This is a genomic window from Paenibacillus curdlanolyticus YK9, from assembly GCF_000179615.1.
Taxonomy (GTDB): domain Bacteria; phylum Bacillota; class Bacilli; order Paenibacillales; family Paenibacillaceae; genus Paenibacillus_T; species Paenibacillus_T curdlanolyticus.
Genome location: NZ_AEDD01000004.1, coordinates 278844 through 295622 on the forward strand (window position 1 = coordinate 278844; position 16779 = coordinate 295622).

Here is a 16779-nt window from a genome sequence, read left to right on the forward strand (position 1 = left end):
ACGGCGAGCTGGACATATCGCGCATATCCAAACTCGCCGGTGAAACCACATGGTGTCAATCAGTCAGCCGCGCCTCTGGCTTAGCAGGCGCAGCACGATGTTAACGGATTGCCCGGTACAGCAGAACCGCTGCCTCCGCACGAGTGAGCGCACCCGCCGGATTCAGCTTGCCGCCGCTGCCCTGAAGCAAGCCGGCATCAAGCAGCGATGCCATCGCTTGAACCGCATAGTCCGATACCGAAGCGCCGTCCGCATAAGCGGACAAGCTCGCATTCGAGCCCGCTGCCAACTCCGCTTGCTTGGCTTTCAGCGCGCGGGCCAGCAATACAGCAGCTTCTTCTCGTGTAATGCGTGCATTCGGATTGAACGCGCCCTCTCCGCCGCCCGTCGCGATGCCCAGCTCACGAGCGATGCCGAGCGCATCGTAATAATAAGAAGTGCGCGGTACGTCGCTGAAGCTGCCATCGAACGAAGCGGACAGCTCAAGCGCTCTGACGAGCAGCAGGACAAAATCGGCGCGCTTGATCGATGCTGAAGGCTGGAACTCGTTATCGTTCGCGCCTTGCACAACGCCTCTAGCGCTCAGAGCCTCGATCGCTTGCTTCGCCCAAGGCACGCGCGTCAAATCCGCAAAAGTTTTCGTCGAGTACACGACAACGAATGTGCCGGATTGCGCCGTGTTGAACGTCATTTGGCCCGTTTTGCTATCGTAACGGCTGCTTGGAATCGGCGTCGCATGCCCCTGCTCGTCGATGTGCCAAACAACCAGACGCTCGCTGTGCGCCAGCTCCGCCTCGGTCGGCTTATATGGAATTGCTACCTTAACAGCCAAGCTAAAGCCGCCCGCTGCAGCCTTGCCTTGCGATTGCAGCGACAGCTCGACTGCCGGACGATTCCCGACCGCGCCGCTTACCGCTGCGTTCAATCCTTGAGCTGGCTTAATGGTCCAAACAACCGTGCTGCCGAGATCCTTGCTGCCAGCTAACAGGTCGCTTGGCAGCTCCGCGGAGCCGAGCGGCGTTGCGAGTGTAATGGCAACGCCTTTGCCCTTAGCATTCGCGATCACTTGCGTAGGCAGCTCGACCGAATAGCCGGATGCGCCCGCAGCCGCAGAAACGTTAACGGTAATACGACGGACGCCGCCTTGTCCTTGCTCGGCTTGCCCAGTCGCTTTATCTAATGCAGCGGCATCAAGCACGGCTTTCGCGATGCCCGTTGCCGGATCGACAACTGGCTTGATGTTCAGGCTGCTGCCTGTGCCCGGATTCACTGGAGGAACGGAAGGCGTTGTTGGACCCGTTGGGCCAGTTGGACCGCCAGGACCAGGACCAGCATCCAGCCGCGCCATCAGCGACTGCTTCAGCCCGCCGGCTGGCAGCAGGTTCACGAAGCTGCGCGCCGCATCGCGCTCGGTGACCGAAGTCGTTTTCACAGCATCGTCAACCGCTTGCTTCGCCGAGCTTTCCAGCAGTGCGGAATAGGTGCCGCTGAGCAAATACAAATCGCCGAACGCGACCGAATCCTTGCTCGTGCCAATCCCTTGGTTGTACTCCATGAAAGCAGCGCGTCCTGCGCCGTCGTTCTCGTTCGCAAGCAGCGTGAAGCCGATTGGCTTCGTTGGATCAAGCGAAACGCCCGGCCCGTGCAGCTCCGTCCATGGAAGCGTAATCGCATAAGTCGTGACGCCGCTCGCGTCATCGCGAACGATCGACGTATGCGCGCCCGGGATGTTGCCGGTCGCAAGACCCGACGGCGCACGCCATCTCCATTGCGTGACCGTGCCCGAATTGCTGAGCGCGAAGCCGAGCTCGCTTACGTTCGCGCTGCTCGCGCCAGCCTGACGGGACAGATCAAGTGCAAGCTGGATGCTGTCGCCCTGCCAAATATCGCCGCCCGTCCACGATTGCGCGTGCGCATCGTCACGAACGTCGATCGCAACGTACAGATTGTCGTCGTCCCACGATACGTTGGACTGAAGGCTAAGGTCGTTCACGCCATCCCACTTGCTGCCGAGGCTAAAGTACTGATCGGCTGCATTGAGGGCAATCGCCGGCGCGTCAGCCGTGCCGCCGCGCTTCGAGGCGAACGACTGCTTCGTTTTGACCGAAGTCATGTAGGAATAGCCCGAATCGAGCACAACCTTGAATTTGATCGCATCAGCCGCCAAATAAGGAAGCGGCAGCGTTACGCTCTGCCCATGTCCAAGCTGCTCGAACCGGATCGGCGCCATCATGCTCGCATAGCCCGCAGGCTGCACCCATTCGATTCGCCCGCTAAGCGGCTGCGGATCGGTTGCATTCGTGACCGAAAGCTTCAAGTTCGATTCCGCCGGATGCGCTTCGTCGAACGTCCCTTTTACTAATTGCAGCGTAACGGGCACAAGGTTCGTTCCGACGACTTTATCCGCCGCCTCATTCGCCAGCTGCATGCCGCCTTTGAACACGTTGTTGCTCACATTCAAGCGCTCGATGTCCGAGCCTGCGAATACATGCGTCGTACCCGCTTGCTGGAAGTACGAGTTATACAGGTCGACATCCCCGCCCAGCGCATTCACGCCGCGTTCGCCGACGTTCGTGAAGTTCGCCTGCTGGATGCTCAGCTTACCCGCATAAGCATCGATCGACCGCGTCGTATCGCCCCACATGGAGCTGTTGAAGAACGTTGCTTCCCCATCAAATGATGGCGCCGTCGTGATATACACCTTATCCGTCGTGCTCAGCGAGACGAGCTCCGTATTCACGAAGGACAAACCGTCCGCCCCTGCGCCTTCCAGATAAACGCCCTTCTTGCTGCCATCCGTGCCATGTCCGATGATGACGGCTTCCGGTCCGTTGCCGTTCTGATTCTCGAAGTGAATGCCGTATTGGGAGCCATAGACGAAGGTGTTGAAAATCGTCTCTCCGCTTACGTCGCCGACGCGGAACGCATCCAGATGCTCCTTCTGGTAATTCCATACCTTCTGGAAATCCGCATCCGTCGACGGATGATTCGGATAGTTGTTCCGACCATAATAATGCGGGTTAAACTGCACGTTGCGCACGATGCCGTCCGATGCGCCGCCGCCAATGACGATGCCTTCCTTGAGCGGCGAGCCTGCAACGTAATCGATATAATGGCCGCTCGTATCGTAGCTACCAAAGTCGAGGCCCAAATACGAGTTGATCAGCGTTGTATCGATCGCGTACACATCATGCCCGCGCCCTTGAATCGTCCAAGCATAAGGCTTGACAGTGTCCCAACTCTGCTGGTCGTAATAGACGGACAGTCCGCGTACGCCTGCCGATGCTTCCAGCGCGATCAGCGGTTCGCCGTCCACATCATTCTCGCCATGGTTTGTGAAAATCACGGTGCCGCCGCCAATCGTATGATGCGCGACATCCCATGAGCCGCGCAGCTCTACGCCGCTTGGCACCGTAATCGGCTGCTCCACGCGATAGATGCCCGCTGGCAAATACACGGTGCCGCCGCCTGCCCCCGATGCCGCATCCAGCGCCGATTGCAGAAGGCCGGACACATCAACGCCGCCGCTCTTGTCAGCGTTGTATGGCGCCTTCGTAAGATCAAACAATTCGCCGCTTGCCGGCTTAGGCGCTACAGCTAGGTCAGTCGAAACCGCGGAAGGCAGCGGCTTCATCGTGTAACGAGCGTCCTGATGAATGTTCAGCTCCGCTCCGTCGCTCTGGTCGTCAACCTTCAGCTGCCCATTGTGCCCCGAGTTAAGCGAACGGACCTCCGCCACGCCTCCGGTCAACAGCAGATGATGATCCGCCTTCGCGAACGTGGACTGCCCCAGAATAATCGAGCCGCCTTCCGCCGCCAGCGCATAGCCGCCCTGTTGCTCATTCCAATTCTCGAACGTACTGTTCTCGAACGACAGCACGCCGCTGCCTTCGCTCAGCACCGCATGCAGCGGCGCTCCGCCAACCGTAACCTTGTTGAACTGGACGATCGAGTGGAACCCTTGCGTCGCATAAATCGCCTTCGGCGCATCGCCGACGCTTGCCTTGAAGCTGCTGTCCGATACGAGCAGGCCGAAATCATTGACCCCTTCGATCTTCAGCGCAACGTTGCAATCCTCGATATTTACGCGGTACAGCTGTGCGTTCGCCGTCTCCAGCGATCCCGTCCGCGTCGTAATCCGCATGCCTGTCTTGAAGCCCGAGATGCTGATGTCGGACATGTATTCCCAGTCCGAGCGTCCCATCACGATGCCTTCCGCGTTCTCCGTCATATAGCCGCGCAGCGAAGCTGCGTCCGGCGCGCCTGGAAGACCGGAATTCGCCCAATAGCCCGGTGCGAGGTGAATCCGCTCCAGACGGCCGATATCCGTCGTGAAATCGAGGAAAATGCCCGTTTTCAAAGCGGTGCCGTACAGGTTATTCACGTAATGAAGCTCGTTCCATACCGGACCGATTTTAATGCCGTTATAGGCATTGACGAGCGTGACGTTCTTCACTGTCGCGCTGTCGCCCGACAGCTGCTCAATCGTCCATGGATAAGGAGTCGGAGCTGCCGCCGATTGCTCGGGATACCAGATCGAGAGATTCGTCACGCCGCTGACCGGCTGCATCCGAATGAAGCTCTCCCCGTTCTCGCTGCCGCGTCCGCCATAGGAAGCGAGCACCGTCCCCCGCACTGCGCCGCCTTGCGATTCCGGGCTCGCCCAGTCGCCGCGCAGCGTTACGCCCGTCGGAATAATGAGATTGCCGTTCACGCGATAGATGCCTTCTGGCAGGAACACGACGCCGCCGCCGTTATTGCCCGCTGCATCCAGCGCTAATTGCAGCGACTCGGTATCATCCGTCGCACCATCGCCGAGCGCCCCGAAATCGCGCCCGTTATAATCGGCGATCACGACGTCCGATGTCGGATAAGCCGTCGCATACACATTCGCGTTCGCTGGCGCGCCCACGCGCTTCGCCTTCGTAACCGTCACTGCATGCACGCTCATATCCGGATTGTTCGCCGGCGCGCCATTGCCGCTGATGCCGATCCGGAAATCTGCGCCGTTCGTCCGATTCGCGAACTTCGCGTCGCTCAGCTTGAACGTATAGCTCTTCCACTGGCCGGAATCGCCATACGTAAAGGCGGACGCGTCCTTAAAGCCCATGTTGTCGCCCTGCGCATCGTATTGCAGCACGATCGTGCCGCTGCCTTGATCGAGATATTCAACCGAAACGTATACGTCCTGCGTGCTGTTATCGAACAGATAGCCGTCGTCTACGTTCATGTACAAATAAAGCGTCCGGTCTCCCGGCGCGGCGCTATTCGTGCGCCAATAGCTTTTGCCAGCCGTCTCGCCTTTAATGAGACCGCTTTCATTATCGCCCGCTCTAGCCGAGATGCCCGACTCAACGGACGGGTCCCCGAGCACGATGCTTGCGCTGTCGGACGAAGCGCCCTTCAGCGTCTTCTTCACTGAGACGGAAGCGAGCTTCAGGTCCGCGTTCGTCTGCCAGCTAGCTCCGCCGCCTTCGATGCCGATCCGGAAGTCGCCGCCGCCCGTCCGATTCGCGAATTTCGCATCGGTCACCTTGAACGTATGGGTTTTCCATGTTCCTGTATTCGTGTAATTAAACAACGGCGCGTCCTTGTATCCTGCTGTCTGCGAATCATATTGAAGAACGATGCTGCCGCTGCCTTGATCGAAATAGTCGACGCTCACTTCTACGTCATAATCTTGGCTGTCATACAAGTAAGCGTCGTCTACGTTCATGTAGAAATAAATAATACGCGAGCCGTCCGTCTTGTTCGTCTGCCAATAGCCCCGGCTATCCTGCGTCCCTGTCACTAAACCCGTTGCGTCATCGCCAGGTCTGGCCGTAATGCCATCCTCCGTCGGCACGTCGCCAAGCGCAATGCTAACGCTTTCATTATTGGCCTGCGCAGAAGCGCGAGGAGGCAGATTTAGTCCTGTAACGACGAGCAGCAGCGCAAGCGCAGCCGCGACAATGATTCGAATTTGATCCCGCAATCGTCTTGCTTTCACGTGTGTGTCCTCCGTTTCGAGTCAATTTGCGCATACAAAAAGAGAGGCCTCGCTTTCACTTGCAAGGTCGGCCTCTCTCTACGGTGTCGGAATTACTTCTTGGTGGCCAGATATGCGTCGATTTGCTTCTGCGTTTCAGAGATGATTTTGTCGAGGCCGTTTTTCTTCTGCGTCTCGATATAACCATTTACCGATTTCTCTACGTCTTTCACCATGCCGTACTCGATCGGACGGCTGATTTCGTCTGCCGCTTGGTCGCGTTTCGCGATTTCATTGCGCATCGTATCTTCGGCGATAAACAAGCCGTCGATCGGCGAGTTGACGTTGTTCGGTTGGCTTGCGAAGTCTGCTTCTTGCAGCCAGAAGTCTTTGCCGTACGTCATCGTCGGACGCATGAATTGCGGCTTCCAGAACGCCCATTGGCCGCCCCACTCCATGTAGTTGCTCGTCGTTGTTTGCATGCCCTCCGGATATTCAGCTGCGTCGCCTTTGAGCACATACGTTTTGCCTTCGATGCCATATTGCACGAGATCATACAACGTACGATCCGTCTCCAGCATGTCGAGGAAGCGAAGCACGCGATCCGCATGCTTTGCATTTTGGTTAATCGCAACGACGTTCGCGAGCGCCGTGCGGTTCACGTAACGTTTGTCCGGGTAGAGCAGCGACATTTCTTGCTTGTAGGAGCTGTCCGTGAAGCCTGGGTTCGCGTTCGCCCATTCATGGGACGTTACCGTAAACAGCAGCTTGCCGTTGCGCCATTGCGACTCGGCGCCTTCCTTGTCGATCATGGCGTCGCGGTTGATCAGCTTGTCGTCGTACCATACTTTGGCAAGCTTCGAAGCTTCCATGTAGAACGGCTGCTGCTCGATCGCTTGAACCGTAATTTTCGGATCGTTCAGGTAGAAGCCGAGGCCGTGGAAGTTCAGGTCGACCCATTCGTCGCGAATCATATAGATCGACAACGGCGTCGTACGGGAAATTTTTTCGTTCGGGAACGCTTTTTTCAGCTCGCGAAGCAGCTTGTCGATATCCTCGATTGTTTTCACCGAATCCTTGGATACGTCGATGCCTGCTTGCTCCGCCAGATCAGAACGCCAACCGGCGAATTTACGCTCGTTCATTTTCATCGTCCAAGGCAGGCCGACGATATTGCCGTTTACCGTTGCTGCGGTGAGCGTGCCTTGCTCTTGGTATTTCTTGTACAAGTTCGGCGCGTATTTCGGCAGCAGATCATTCAGCGCCATGTACGAGCCTTTAGCGGCCATTTGTTTGTACGACAGCCAGTCGCCATCGAAGTTCATGTCCCAATCGTCGCCGGAAGCAGCCATGACGAGCATTTTCTCTTTGAAGTCGCCAAACGGAATGAAGTTGATGTCGAACTTGACGTTCAGCCCTTTGCCCTTCACATAGTTGCTGACTGCTGTCCATACTTCGTCCGTCGCTGCCTTCTTGTCGCCGCCGAAGTAGAACTTGAGCGTGACCTCTTCCTCTTGGCCTGTCGACGTCGAACCTTCTGCAGGCTTGCTGCCTGCGTCTTTGTTAGGCTCGGCTTCATTACTGCTGCCGCATGCTCCCAGCGCGATGCTCAGGAACAGCAAAATCGTGGTGAACAGGATCAGCCTAACTTTTCTGCCTTGCTTCATGTCAACCTCTCCCCTGTATGAAAATATATATACTAAACGGCTGTAGCGCGTCCGGTAAGCAGCTTGCCTCACCTTATTCTAGCCGATTTAGCTACCCTTTTACCGCCCCGACCATCAGCCCCTTAACGAAATAGCGCTGAAGGAACGGATATAGGAAAATGATTGGTCCGATCGTAATGACGGTAAGCGCCATTTTGATCGATTCAGACGGAATTTGCGCCGAGATGCGCTGCATGGCGGCGGCGTTGCTGGAGCTCTTGAGAAACTCCACGTTCGAGATCAGCGTTCGCAGCAGCAATTGCAGCGGCTGCAGCTCTTGTTTGTCTACGAACATGAGGCCGAGGAACCAATCGTTCCAGTAGCCCAGCGCGACGAACAAACCGACGGTTGCAAGCACGGGCAGCGCGAGCGGCATAATGAGGCGGCTGTAGATGCGAAGCTCGCCGGCGCCGTCCATTTTGGCCGATTCATGCAAATCCTCTGGAATCGACAGCATGAAGTTTCGGATGAGGAACATGTTGAAGGCGTTGGCCAGCGGAGGCAAAATAAGCGCCCACAGCGTATCCTTCAGATGCAGATAGTTCACGCAGATGATGTACCAAGGAACCAAGCCGCCGTTGAACAGCATCGTTACGATGACGTAGACGGACAGGATGTTCCGGTATTTGAACGACCGTCTGGCCATCACGTAAGCGCCCATGCTTGTAACGAATAGGGAGAGCGCCGTGCCAACGACGGTAACGATGATGCTGATGACATAAGCGTCAAGGATCCGGTTCGAGCCGAGCAGCAAAATTTTGTACGAGTCGAACGTGATGTGCTTAGGCCATATCGAGTAGCCGAAGTTCATAATGTCCTTCTCCGTGCTGAGCGAGCCGGAGATGACCATCAGGAACGGGAATAGGCAGGCTAAGCTGAACAGCGTGACAGCGGTAACGATGACGGTCTGGCTGATCGAAAACCGTTTGGCCATAGTGGCTCATGACCTCCTTTGATGTTAGAAAATAGCGGAATCCTTATCCACTTTGCGCGCAGCATAGTTGCTGGCTAGTACGAGCACGAATGCGATGATCGATTGCAGGAAGCCTGCGGCGGATGCCATGCCGATATCGCCCGATTTGCGTAAGCTGCGATAGACGAACGTATCGATAACGTCGGTTGTCGGGAACAGGAGCGAAGCGTCGCCAACCATGGCATAGAACATCCCGAAATCCGCGTTCATGATGCGTCCGACGGCGAGAAGCGTCAGAATGATAATCGTCGGCCTCAGCATCGGAAGGCTGATGTAGCGAATTTGCTGCCAACGGGTTGCGCCGTCGATCGAAGCTGCTTCGTAATACGAGTTGTCAACCGACGTAAGCGCCGCCAGATAAACGATCGTGCCGTAGCCCGTTACCTTCCAACGAATCGCCATCGTCAGAATGAACGGCCATAATCCGGCGTTGCTATAGAAGTCGATCGGCTCGAAGCCCAGCCACATAACGAACCGGTTGACCGCGCCGCTCTCGAAATTCAGCAGGTTGTAAGCGAAGACGCCGACGACGATCCAAGAGATGAAGAACGGCAGGAACGTCAACGACTGGGACAGCCGTTTGAAGAACCGATTCTTCATTTCGTTAAGCAGGAGCGCCAGCCCGACCTCGAACACGAGCCCGACGACGATGAAGAGCGCATTCAGCAGAATCGTGTTGCGAATGGCGCGGAATGCTGCGTCGGACGAAAACAAGTAATCAAAGTTATTGAATAACGGGTGCATCCAATCGCTGCCGAAAATGCCTTTTTGAAAATTGAAATCCTTGAAGGCAATGACCAGTCCGGCAAGCGGCAGGTAGTTAAACAGAAAGAGGAGCACCGCTACCGGCAGAAACATCAGCAGAAGCGTCCGGTTGCGCATCAGCTCTCGCAGCATGCCATTGGATCTCATAACCATCTACCTTTCTTCGTTGTGATAGTTCTATCTTAGCGCCTCGGGGAACGAGCCCGCCATGAGCCGATCTTAACGTTTGCAGGGCAATATTAGCGCGCGGAAACAATCTTTTGAAACCGCTTGCAATTCAAATTGCGGCCACCGGCACAGGTGATGGAAAGGAGGCGTTAGCCGCGTTGGCGTGCTCATCCGTCTGCTCATTGCAGTTCGTACAATGGAAGCTGCCCGAGCGCGTAAGCGAGCAAGGTATCCTTGCACATTGCGCAACGAGAACATTGGTTTTCTATGGTTTGAGCACCTCTTACCTCTTCTCGACCAAATCTTGTTGCATGAACTGCAATGGGACCTTCGAGGGCAAGCAACTTGCCCCTTTCTCGTTGTACGTCTTGCAACGACATCAACGTTTCGTTCAGCTCAAAACCGCAGAACACAAACAAAGCCGCCCGGTCGCCGGACGGCTTTAACATTTAATCGCGTTATGGCTTCGCTTGCTTAACCTTTAACCTCGTTAACGCAGCAGGTCGGAGGTCGACTGCGCTCCCTCTCTTAGTATCGGATGGCGAAGCGTAATCCGGGTGCCGATCCCTTCGCCGGTTTCGATGCTAAGCTTGTAAGCCGAGCCAAAATACAGCTTCAGCCGGTCGTTCACGTTCCGCAGCCCGACGCCGCCTCTGGACGCGCCCGGAGCCGCCGAACGCGTATCCTCATCCGCCTCCAGCCTCCGCAGCACCTCCTCGGGAATGCCGTTGCCGTTATCGGACAGCTCGATGACGACGTCGCGCCCTTCCGTTCTGCCCGTCAGAACAATCTTGCCTTGTTCAAAATTTTGCCGAACGCTATGCTCGATCGCATTCTCGACGAGCGGCTGGAGCAGCAGCCGCAGGAACGGTACGGCTAGCGTCTCCTCGTCGATGATGTACAGGATGCGGACCGGCTTGCCCATGCGGGCCTGCTCGATGAGCACATAAGCTTTGACCTGCTCGATCTCGCGCGCAAGCGTCGTAATTTCTTTGCCGGAATTCAAGCTTAGCCGCAGCAGATTGCCCAGCGCCGATACCATCTCGCTAATGTCGGTCCGCCCATGGTTTTCCGCCTTCCAGCGGATCGATTCGAGCGTGTTGTATAAGAAATGCGGGTTAATCTGGTGGCTGAGCACCTGGAACTCAAGCTCCTTCTTCTTGCGCTCGGAATGGGACGCCTCCTCGACCAGCCCTTCAATCCGATCGATGAGGCTGCCGTAGCCGCGATACAGCCACCCGACCTCATCCAGCCGCGTTGCAAGTGGAGCCGAGAAACGAAAATCGCCCGACTCCGAGCGCCGCATCAGCCGCACGAGCTTCACGATCGGCTGCGTATAGTTGACCGTAATGTAGGCGACGACGCCCACGCAGCAAACCAGATAGACGATCAGAATAATGACGAGCAGCCGAGTGATCTCGTCAATCGTCCCCGTCAGCTGCTCCATCGGCGTCAAGCTGACGATGCGCCATGGCTCGCTGTCCATGCCTACGGATGTCGCCAAATATGTGTTGCCCTTGATCTCAAGCGACTCCGAGCCATCCTCTCTCGCATCGATATAGGAACGGGCTGGAAACGGCTTGCCCGTCCATTCGTTCGCCGTTGAATCGTACAGCACCGTGCCGTCTTCCCCTAACAGCAGCAGCTTCTGGTCTTCCACTTGATCCGATGGGGAAAAATAACGCTTGATCTGATCCTCTGATAGATCAGCTGCGATAATGCCGCGCGGCGTCTGATCGTACAGCCCTGAGAATCGCTTCACATACATGAGCAGCGGACGCGCAGACTTGCCCCTCGCAGGCTCGGACAGATGCCATGTCGGGCTAATCGATGCTTTGGAACGCTGAAACCATTCTTCGCCAACGACGGTCTCCGACTCTCCGATCGTGCTCATGTAAGTCGGATACGTCCTTGGATCAATCGGAAACAGTCGTACGCGGAACGCATCGACGAGCGGCGTCGTCTGGTAGAGCACGGTCAGCATATTGACGGTGAAGCTCTCCTCCTCGGCAGGGTTCTTCGGTTCGCGCTCCAGCAGCTCTTGAATGCGCTTGTTGCCGATTAACACATTGATTTGGTCGTTCACGTCATTTAAATAGATTTCAAAGTTTTTGCGCGCCTGCAGCAGGTAGCTGGTCTGGATCGTTGTATTGGCGTTCATGATGCCTTCGATTGACTTGATATGCGCGTAGTAGGCGAACAGCAGAAACGGCAAAATAATAATGACGAAAAAGATCAGGATCATGCGATTGCGAAAAGACGACAGCATCTGAATCGGCTTTCTTCTAATCATCCGCAATTCCTTGCATATTGCGATATTCCTTCGGCGTGCAGCCCATCTGCTTCTTGAACAGCTTCGTGAAGTGGACCGGGTCCTTGTAGCCGACGCGGGACGCCACCTGATAGATTTTGAACTGCACATCGGACAGCATCCGCTTGGCATGCTCCATCCGGACATCCGTTACATGCTCAAGGAACGTCTTGCCCTTCTCCTTCTTGAACAGCTTGCTCAGCCAGACAGGCGTTACATGCACCTCCGCCGCCACGCTCTGCAGCGTAAGTCCGTCCGAATAATGCTTGGCGATATAACGATCCGCCTCTTGGATAATCTGGCTAGGCGAAGACGCGTAGCCGCGAAAATCGCGAGCGACCGCCAGCAGAAGCTGCTCGACCTTGTCGCGCAGCGATTCCAGCGTATCGTACTGCTCCAGCTGCTCCCATAGAGCAATCGGATTGCGTTCCCAGCTTCTATCTTGCCAGCCGAACTGCGCCGCTTTCTTATAAACATGCAGCAGCCATTCGAAAATTTGCTGATGAATGTCCCTGCTATGCGACAGCGACCATGACTGCACCATTTCGACGAAGCCGTCCATCAGACCGGCAATGTCTTCATCCGAGCCGTATCGGATCAGATCGAGCACCTCGTCCGGATTGCGGACGGACGGATTATCCTGCGTCGCCTCCTCCTCCCAGCCTTGGCTCGTCAGCAGCCGATTGCCGCCGTAGACCGCCTTTTGCTCCAAAATGCCGCTGCTCTCCGCGAACAGCTCATGCAGCTGCTGATACGAGCCGAAGAGCGAGCACAATCCGACGCTCACCTTCGCCTTAACGAACCGGTTCACCCGCTCGATGCACAGCTGCGCCAGCTCCTTGCACTGCTCCATCGCCTGCTGGTCTGGGCAGCCCACCATAATGATCCATCGCCCTCTCGCATCCTGACACAGCGTCGCAGGAAGCGGCGAGTCCTCCTCCAGCGTTTGTTTGACAACGTTTCCAATTCCAAACAGAATGAGCCCTTTCTCGCTCCGATCCCGGCGATTCTCGATCGCCTTGAGATCATCGACCTCCATCACCATGACGGCCATCTTCTCCCGAATCATCCACTCCAGCTGCAGCGTCTGCAGGCGGTGAACAATCCGGCTTTCCCGGCTCGCGCTATGGGGGTGCTCCAGCATTTCCCGCAGCAGCTCCTCGCGCATGATCGTCATCGCATTCTGAACATGCCTGTCCATGAGCGTCTGATTCGTCCGCTCCAGCTGCTCCCGCTCCAGTTGTCCAATCGCCTTGCGGACGACCTCGCCGAGCTCCGTTATATTAATCGGCTTCAGCACGTAATCCATCGCGCCGAGCTTCATTGCCTGCCTTACCATATCAAAATCGTCGTAGCCGCTAATGACGATCGACCGCCATCCCTCCGCCCGCTCTGCCGCCAACAGCTGAATGAATTCAAGGCCGGTCATTCTCTGCATTTTGATGTCGGTCACGATGAGCTCGGGCTTCCATTCGCGGGCTGCCGCCAATGCCATCTCGCCATCCTCGGCTGTCGAAATTTCTTCAATCCCGTAATCCGCCCATGGAAACTTTGTCTTCAGACCCTCACGAATTTCCAGCTCGTCATCTACGATCAGAACGCGCATCCAGGCCCCCGCCTTTCCATGATGAAATATCTTAATACGTAATTGTAGTTTCTCGCGGCGAAACACGCAATGAGGCAATCTTAAATTGGCATGGGGCGATCCAAGCTATCTTCAGCGGCGTGAAACCGGCGTGAGCGATACGATAAGCATGCCCGTGAAAGTTTGTATTTGTCTCATTGTGGGCGGTGAGGGGCGTTTCTTATAATTACAGCCATATCCGACTACTATCTACGAAACGAGGACTGCCCATGAACGCAAGCAAGCCCGTCATTCACATCGTATCCCACACGCACTGGGACCGCGAATGGTATATGCCTTACGAAGCCCATCACGTCAAGCTGATCGAAACAATGGATACGCTGCTCCAAACGTTCGAGGAGGATCCTGAATTCCGCAGCTTCTATCTTGACGGTCAAACCATTGTGCTAGAGGATTATTTGCAAATCTATCCGGAGAAAAGAGCACTGCTTGAGCAGCTCGTTCAAGAAGGCAAGCTGTCCGCCGGGCCTTGGTATATTCTTCAGGATGAGTTTCTGACCAGCAGCGAAGCGAACATCCGCAACCTGCAAATCGGCCATCGCGACGCGGAAGGCTTCGGCCCGGTTTCCAAGCTGGGCTACTTTCCCGATTCGTTCGGCAATATGGGGCAAGCCGCACAAATTTTGCGCCAAGCCGGCATCGATACCGCCGTCTTCGGACGCGGCGTCAAGGCAACAGGCTTCAACAATCAGGTCGAAGACAGCGCGAGCCTGGAATCGCCATTCTCCGAGCTCTACTGGGAATCGCCTGACGGCTCCCGCGTGCTGGGCATTCTGTTCGCGAACTGGTATAACAACGGCATGGAAATTCCAGTTGACCGGGAAGAAGCGAAGCGCTATTGGGATCATCGAATCGCAGCGGCGGAGCGATACGCGTCGACGCCTCATCTGCTGCTGATGAACGGCTGCGATCACCAGCCGGTGCAGACCGATCTGTCCGAAGCGATTCGCGTCGCAAGAGAGCTGTATCCCGACTATGAATTCATTCATTCCAACTTCGATGATTATGTATCGGCGGTTCAAGCTACCCTGCCGGAGAAGCTTAGCGTCACGCGCGGCGAGCTTCGCGGACAGCGGACGGACGGCTGGTTCACGCTTGCCAACACCGCATCTGCCCGCGTCTATATTAAGCAGCTTAACACGGAAAACCAGACGATGCTGGAGAAGGTCGCGGAGCCGCTCGCGGCTGTTGCGCAGCGCCTCGGCAAGCCTTACCCGCATGCCCTGCTGCAATATGCATGGAAAACGCTGATGCAGAACCATCCGCATGACAGCATTTGCGGCTGCAGCGTCGATGAAGTGTATCATGAGATGAAAACCCGGTTCGCCAAGAGCACCGAGGTTGCCCGTGCGCTGACGGAGGAAAGCGCGAAGTTCATCGCGGCGGAAGCAGACACGTCCAGCTTCTCCGCTTATGGCGCAGCTGCTGTGCCATTCCTCGTATTGTCCTCCAGCGGCTATGAGGGCAAGAACGTCGTAACGGTCGAGGTCGAATGGTCGAAGCGTTATTTCAATCAAAGCGAAAACCCGATCGCCGTCGCGCAGGAAGTGACCGACCGGACGCACGCGCAAGGTTACCTCGTGAACAGCAAAGGTGAACGGATTGCCTATACGCTCGTCGATCTCGGCGTTCGTTTCGGCTATGACCTGCCGAAGGACAAATTCCGGGCACCCTATTATGCCCGTGCTCTCCAGCTTACATTCGAGACCGATACGCTCCCGGCCATCGGCTTCGATACCTATGCGTGGGTGCCGGATCAGGGTGAACAGGCGGCACCGGCGGATGCTTCGTCTCTCGTGACAGGCAGCCGCACGCTGGAGAACGGCTTGATTCGCGTCGTCATCCAAGATGACGGCAGCTATGACCTGTTCGATAAGCGCGCCGGCGAAGCTTATGCCGGGCTTGGCGTCTACGAGAACGTTGGCGACATCGGCAACGAATATATTTTCATGCAGCCGCATGGCGATGTCGCCGTTACATCGCAAGGAGCTGCTGCGGAAATCCGTCTCGTGGAAGATACGCCTTATCGGGCAGCCTTCGAGATCGTTCACACGTTAATGGTATCGGAATCGGCGGACGAGCGGCTTGCAGCCGAGGTTGCGACGATGGTGCCGTTCCAAGTGCGGCAAGCTAGGCGCTCCGGCCGGTTTGTTCCGCTTCGCATTACGACGAGAATCAGCCTTGATCGTTCGGGCAAAGGCGTTCGCGTTCGCGCCGACATCGACAATCAGAGCAAGGATCATCGCCTGCGGGTGCTCGTGCCTGCCGGCGTCGATGCGGCTACGCATTTTGCCGACTCCATCTTCGAGGTGGCGGAGCGTTACACAACTCCTGCGCCGGAATGGCAAAACCCGAGCAACTGCCAGCATATGCAGGCGTTCATCGATGTGCATGACGACAGCCGCGGGCTTGTCGTTGCAGGCAAAGGACTGAACGAATACGAGGTGCTGCAGGACGGCTCAGGCACGATGGCCGTTACGCTGCTGCGCAGCGTTGGCGAGCTTGGCGACTGGGGCGTGTTCCCGACGCCGGACGCGCAGTGCATCGGCCAGCAATACGCCGAGTGGATGGTCATTCCGCATGGCGGCGAGCGGCGATTCGACGCTTATCAAGAGGCTTATCGGTTCCAAGTACCGAACACAGTCGCATTGACAAGCATTCATGCGGGCTCCCTGAGTGTACGTGAAAGCTTCCTTGATTGGAAGGGCGAACGTCTTGCGTTCTCCAGCTTGAAGGTAGGCGAAGCGAGCGGCGACTGGATGGCGCGCTGGTACAACCTGTCCGAAGCGGCGACCGAGCTTGCTCTCGAAGACGTGGCTCCCGGCAGCCTCTACGCGAGCAATGTGCTCGAACAAGCGGGCGAACCGCTCGCTGCGCAAGCAGCAGCCATTGGCGGCTATGCCATTTCGACGTTCGGCATCAAGCAATCGTAGATCGCTGCGCCATTACGAATAATAAAGGGTGTCCCGAAAGCCATAGCGGCTGGGGGACACCCCTTATTTTTGCAATGTTGCGTTTGGGCGTTTGTTTGATTGTGTACGGCTGCGGCGTACGCGTATTTAAAGTCGGTTTGTCGGTTTGTCGGCTTGGTGCGTGCAGCAGCCTGCTCATTGCAGTTCGTACAATAGAATCAACTCGAATGCGGAAGTGAGGAGACATCCTTGCATATGGTGCAACGGAAAATGCGGTTTTCTACGTTTTGGGCAAAGCTTGGTTCTTCTGGACCGTATCTCGTTGCATGAA

Annotated in this window: 7 protein-coding genes; 1 reads left to right on the plus strand and 6 read right to left on the minus strand. The window is 56.4% G+C overall.

From position 1 onward, the window contains the following. Positions 1-100 precede the first annotated feature (100 nt). From PAECUDRAFT_RS09075 to PAECUDRAFT_RS09105, 6 genes are all read right to left on the minus strand, one after another. Positions 101-5989, minus strand: coding sequence for an S-layer homology domain-containing protein (locus PAECUDRAFT_RS09075; protein ID WP_006037835.1), 5889 nt, complete (start codon positions 5987-5989; stop codon positions 101-103). A gap of 92 nt (positions 5990-6081) precedes the next feature. Beyond that, on the minus strand, positions 6082-7635 hold the full coding sequence (locus PAECUDRAFT_RS09080; protein WP_006037836.1) for an extracellular solute-binding protein: 1554 nt from the start codon (positions 7633-7635) through the stop codon (positions 6082-6084). A gap of 91 nt (positions 7636-7726) precedes the next feature. After that, complete coding sequence (locus PAECUDRAFT_RS09085; RefSeq protein WP_006037837.1) at positions 7727-8608, minus strand: carbohydrate ABC transporter permease; 882 nt, start codon at positions 8606-8608, stop codon at positions 7727-7729. A gap of 24 nt (positions 8609-8632) precedes the next feature. Then, complete coding sequence (locus PAECUDRAFT_RS09090; RefSeq protein WP_006037838.1) at positions 8633-9559, minus strand: ABC transporter permease; 927 nt, start codon at positions 9557-9559, stop codon at positions 8633-8635. 511 nt (positions 9560-10070) lie between these two features. Then, a complete protein-coding gene (locus PAECUDRAFT_RS09100) occupies positions 10071-11873 on the minus strand; it encodes a sensor histidine kinase (protein WP_006037839.1) in 1803 nt (600 codons plus the stop codon). Then, on the minus strand, positions 11866-13497 hold the full coding sequence (locus PAECUDRAFT_RS09105; RefSeq protein WP_006037840.1) for a response regulator: 1632 nt from the start codon (positions 13495-13497) through the stop codon (positions 11866-11868). The genes PAECUDRAFT_RS09100 and PAECUDRAFT_RS09105 overlap by 8 nt, the downstream gene beginning before the upstream one ends. Positions 13498-13745: 248 nt before the next feature. On the opposite strand from PAECUDRAFT_RS09105, the gene PAECUDRAFT_RS09110 reads away from it, so the two are divergent. Next, the gene (locus PAECUDRAFT_RS09110) at positions 13746-16469 is read left to right on the plus strand and encodes an alpha-mannosidase (protein ID WP_006037841.1); all 2724 of its coding nucleotides are present in this window, start codon (positions 13746-13748) and stop codon (positions 16467-16469) included. The last annotated feature ends 310 nt before the right edge of the window (positions 16470-16779 follow it).

Bases quoted from the DNA above. Each gene is read 5' to 3' on its own strand.
- PAECUDRAFT_RS09080 (WP_006037836.1), bottom strand. From the start codon at position 7,635: ATGAAGCAAGGCAGAAAAGTTAGGCTGATCCTGTTCACCACGATTTTG.
- PAECUDRAFT_RS09085 (WP_006037837.1), bottom strand. From the start codon at position 8,608: ATGGCCAAACGGTTTTCGATCAGCCAGACCGTCATCGTTACCGCTGTC.
- PAECUDRAFT_RS09090 (WP_006037838.1), bottom strand. From the start codon at position 9,559: ATGAGATCCAATGGCATGCTGCGAGAGCTGATGCGCAACCGGACGCTT.
- PAECUDRAFT_RS09100 (WP_006037839.1), bottom strand. From the start codon at position 11,873: ATGATTAGAAGAAAGCCGATTCAGATGCTGTCGTCTTTTCGCAATCGC.
- PAECUDRAFT_RS09105 (WP_006037840.1), bottom strand. From the start codon at position 13,497: ATGCGCGTTCTGATCGTAGATGACGAGCTGGAAATTCGTGAGGGTCTG.
- PAECUDRAFT_RS09110 (WP_006037841.1), top strand. From the start codon at position 13,746: ATGAACGCAAGCAAGCCCGTCATTCACATCGTATCCCACACGCACTGG.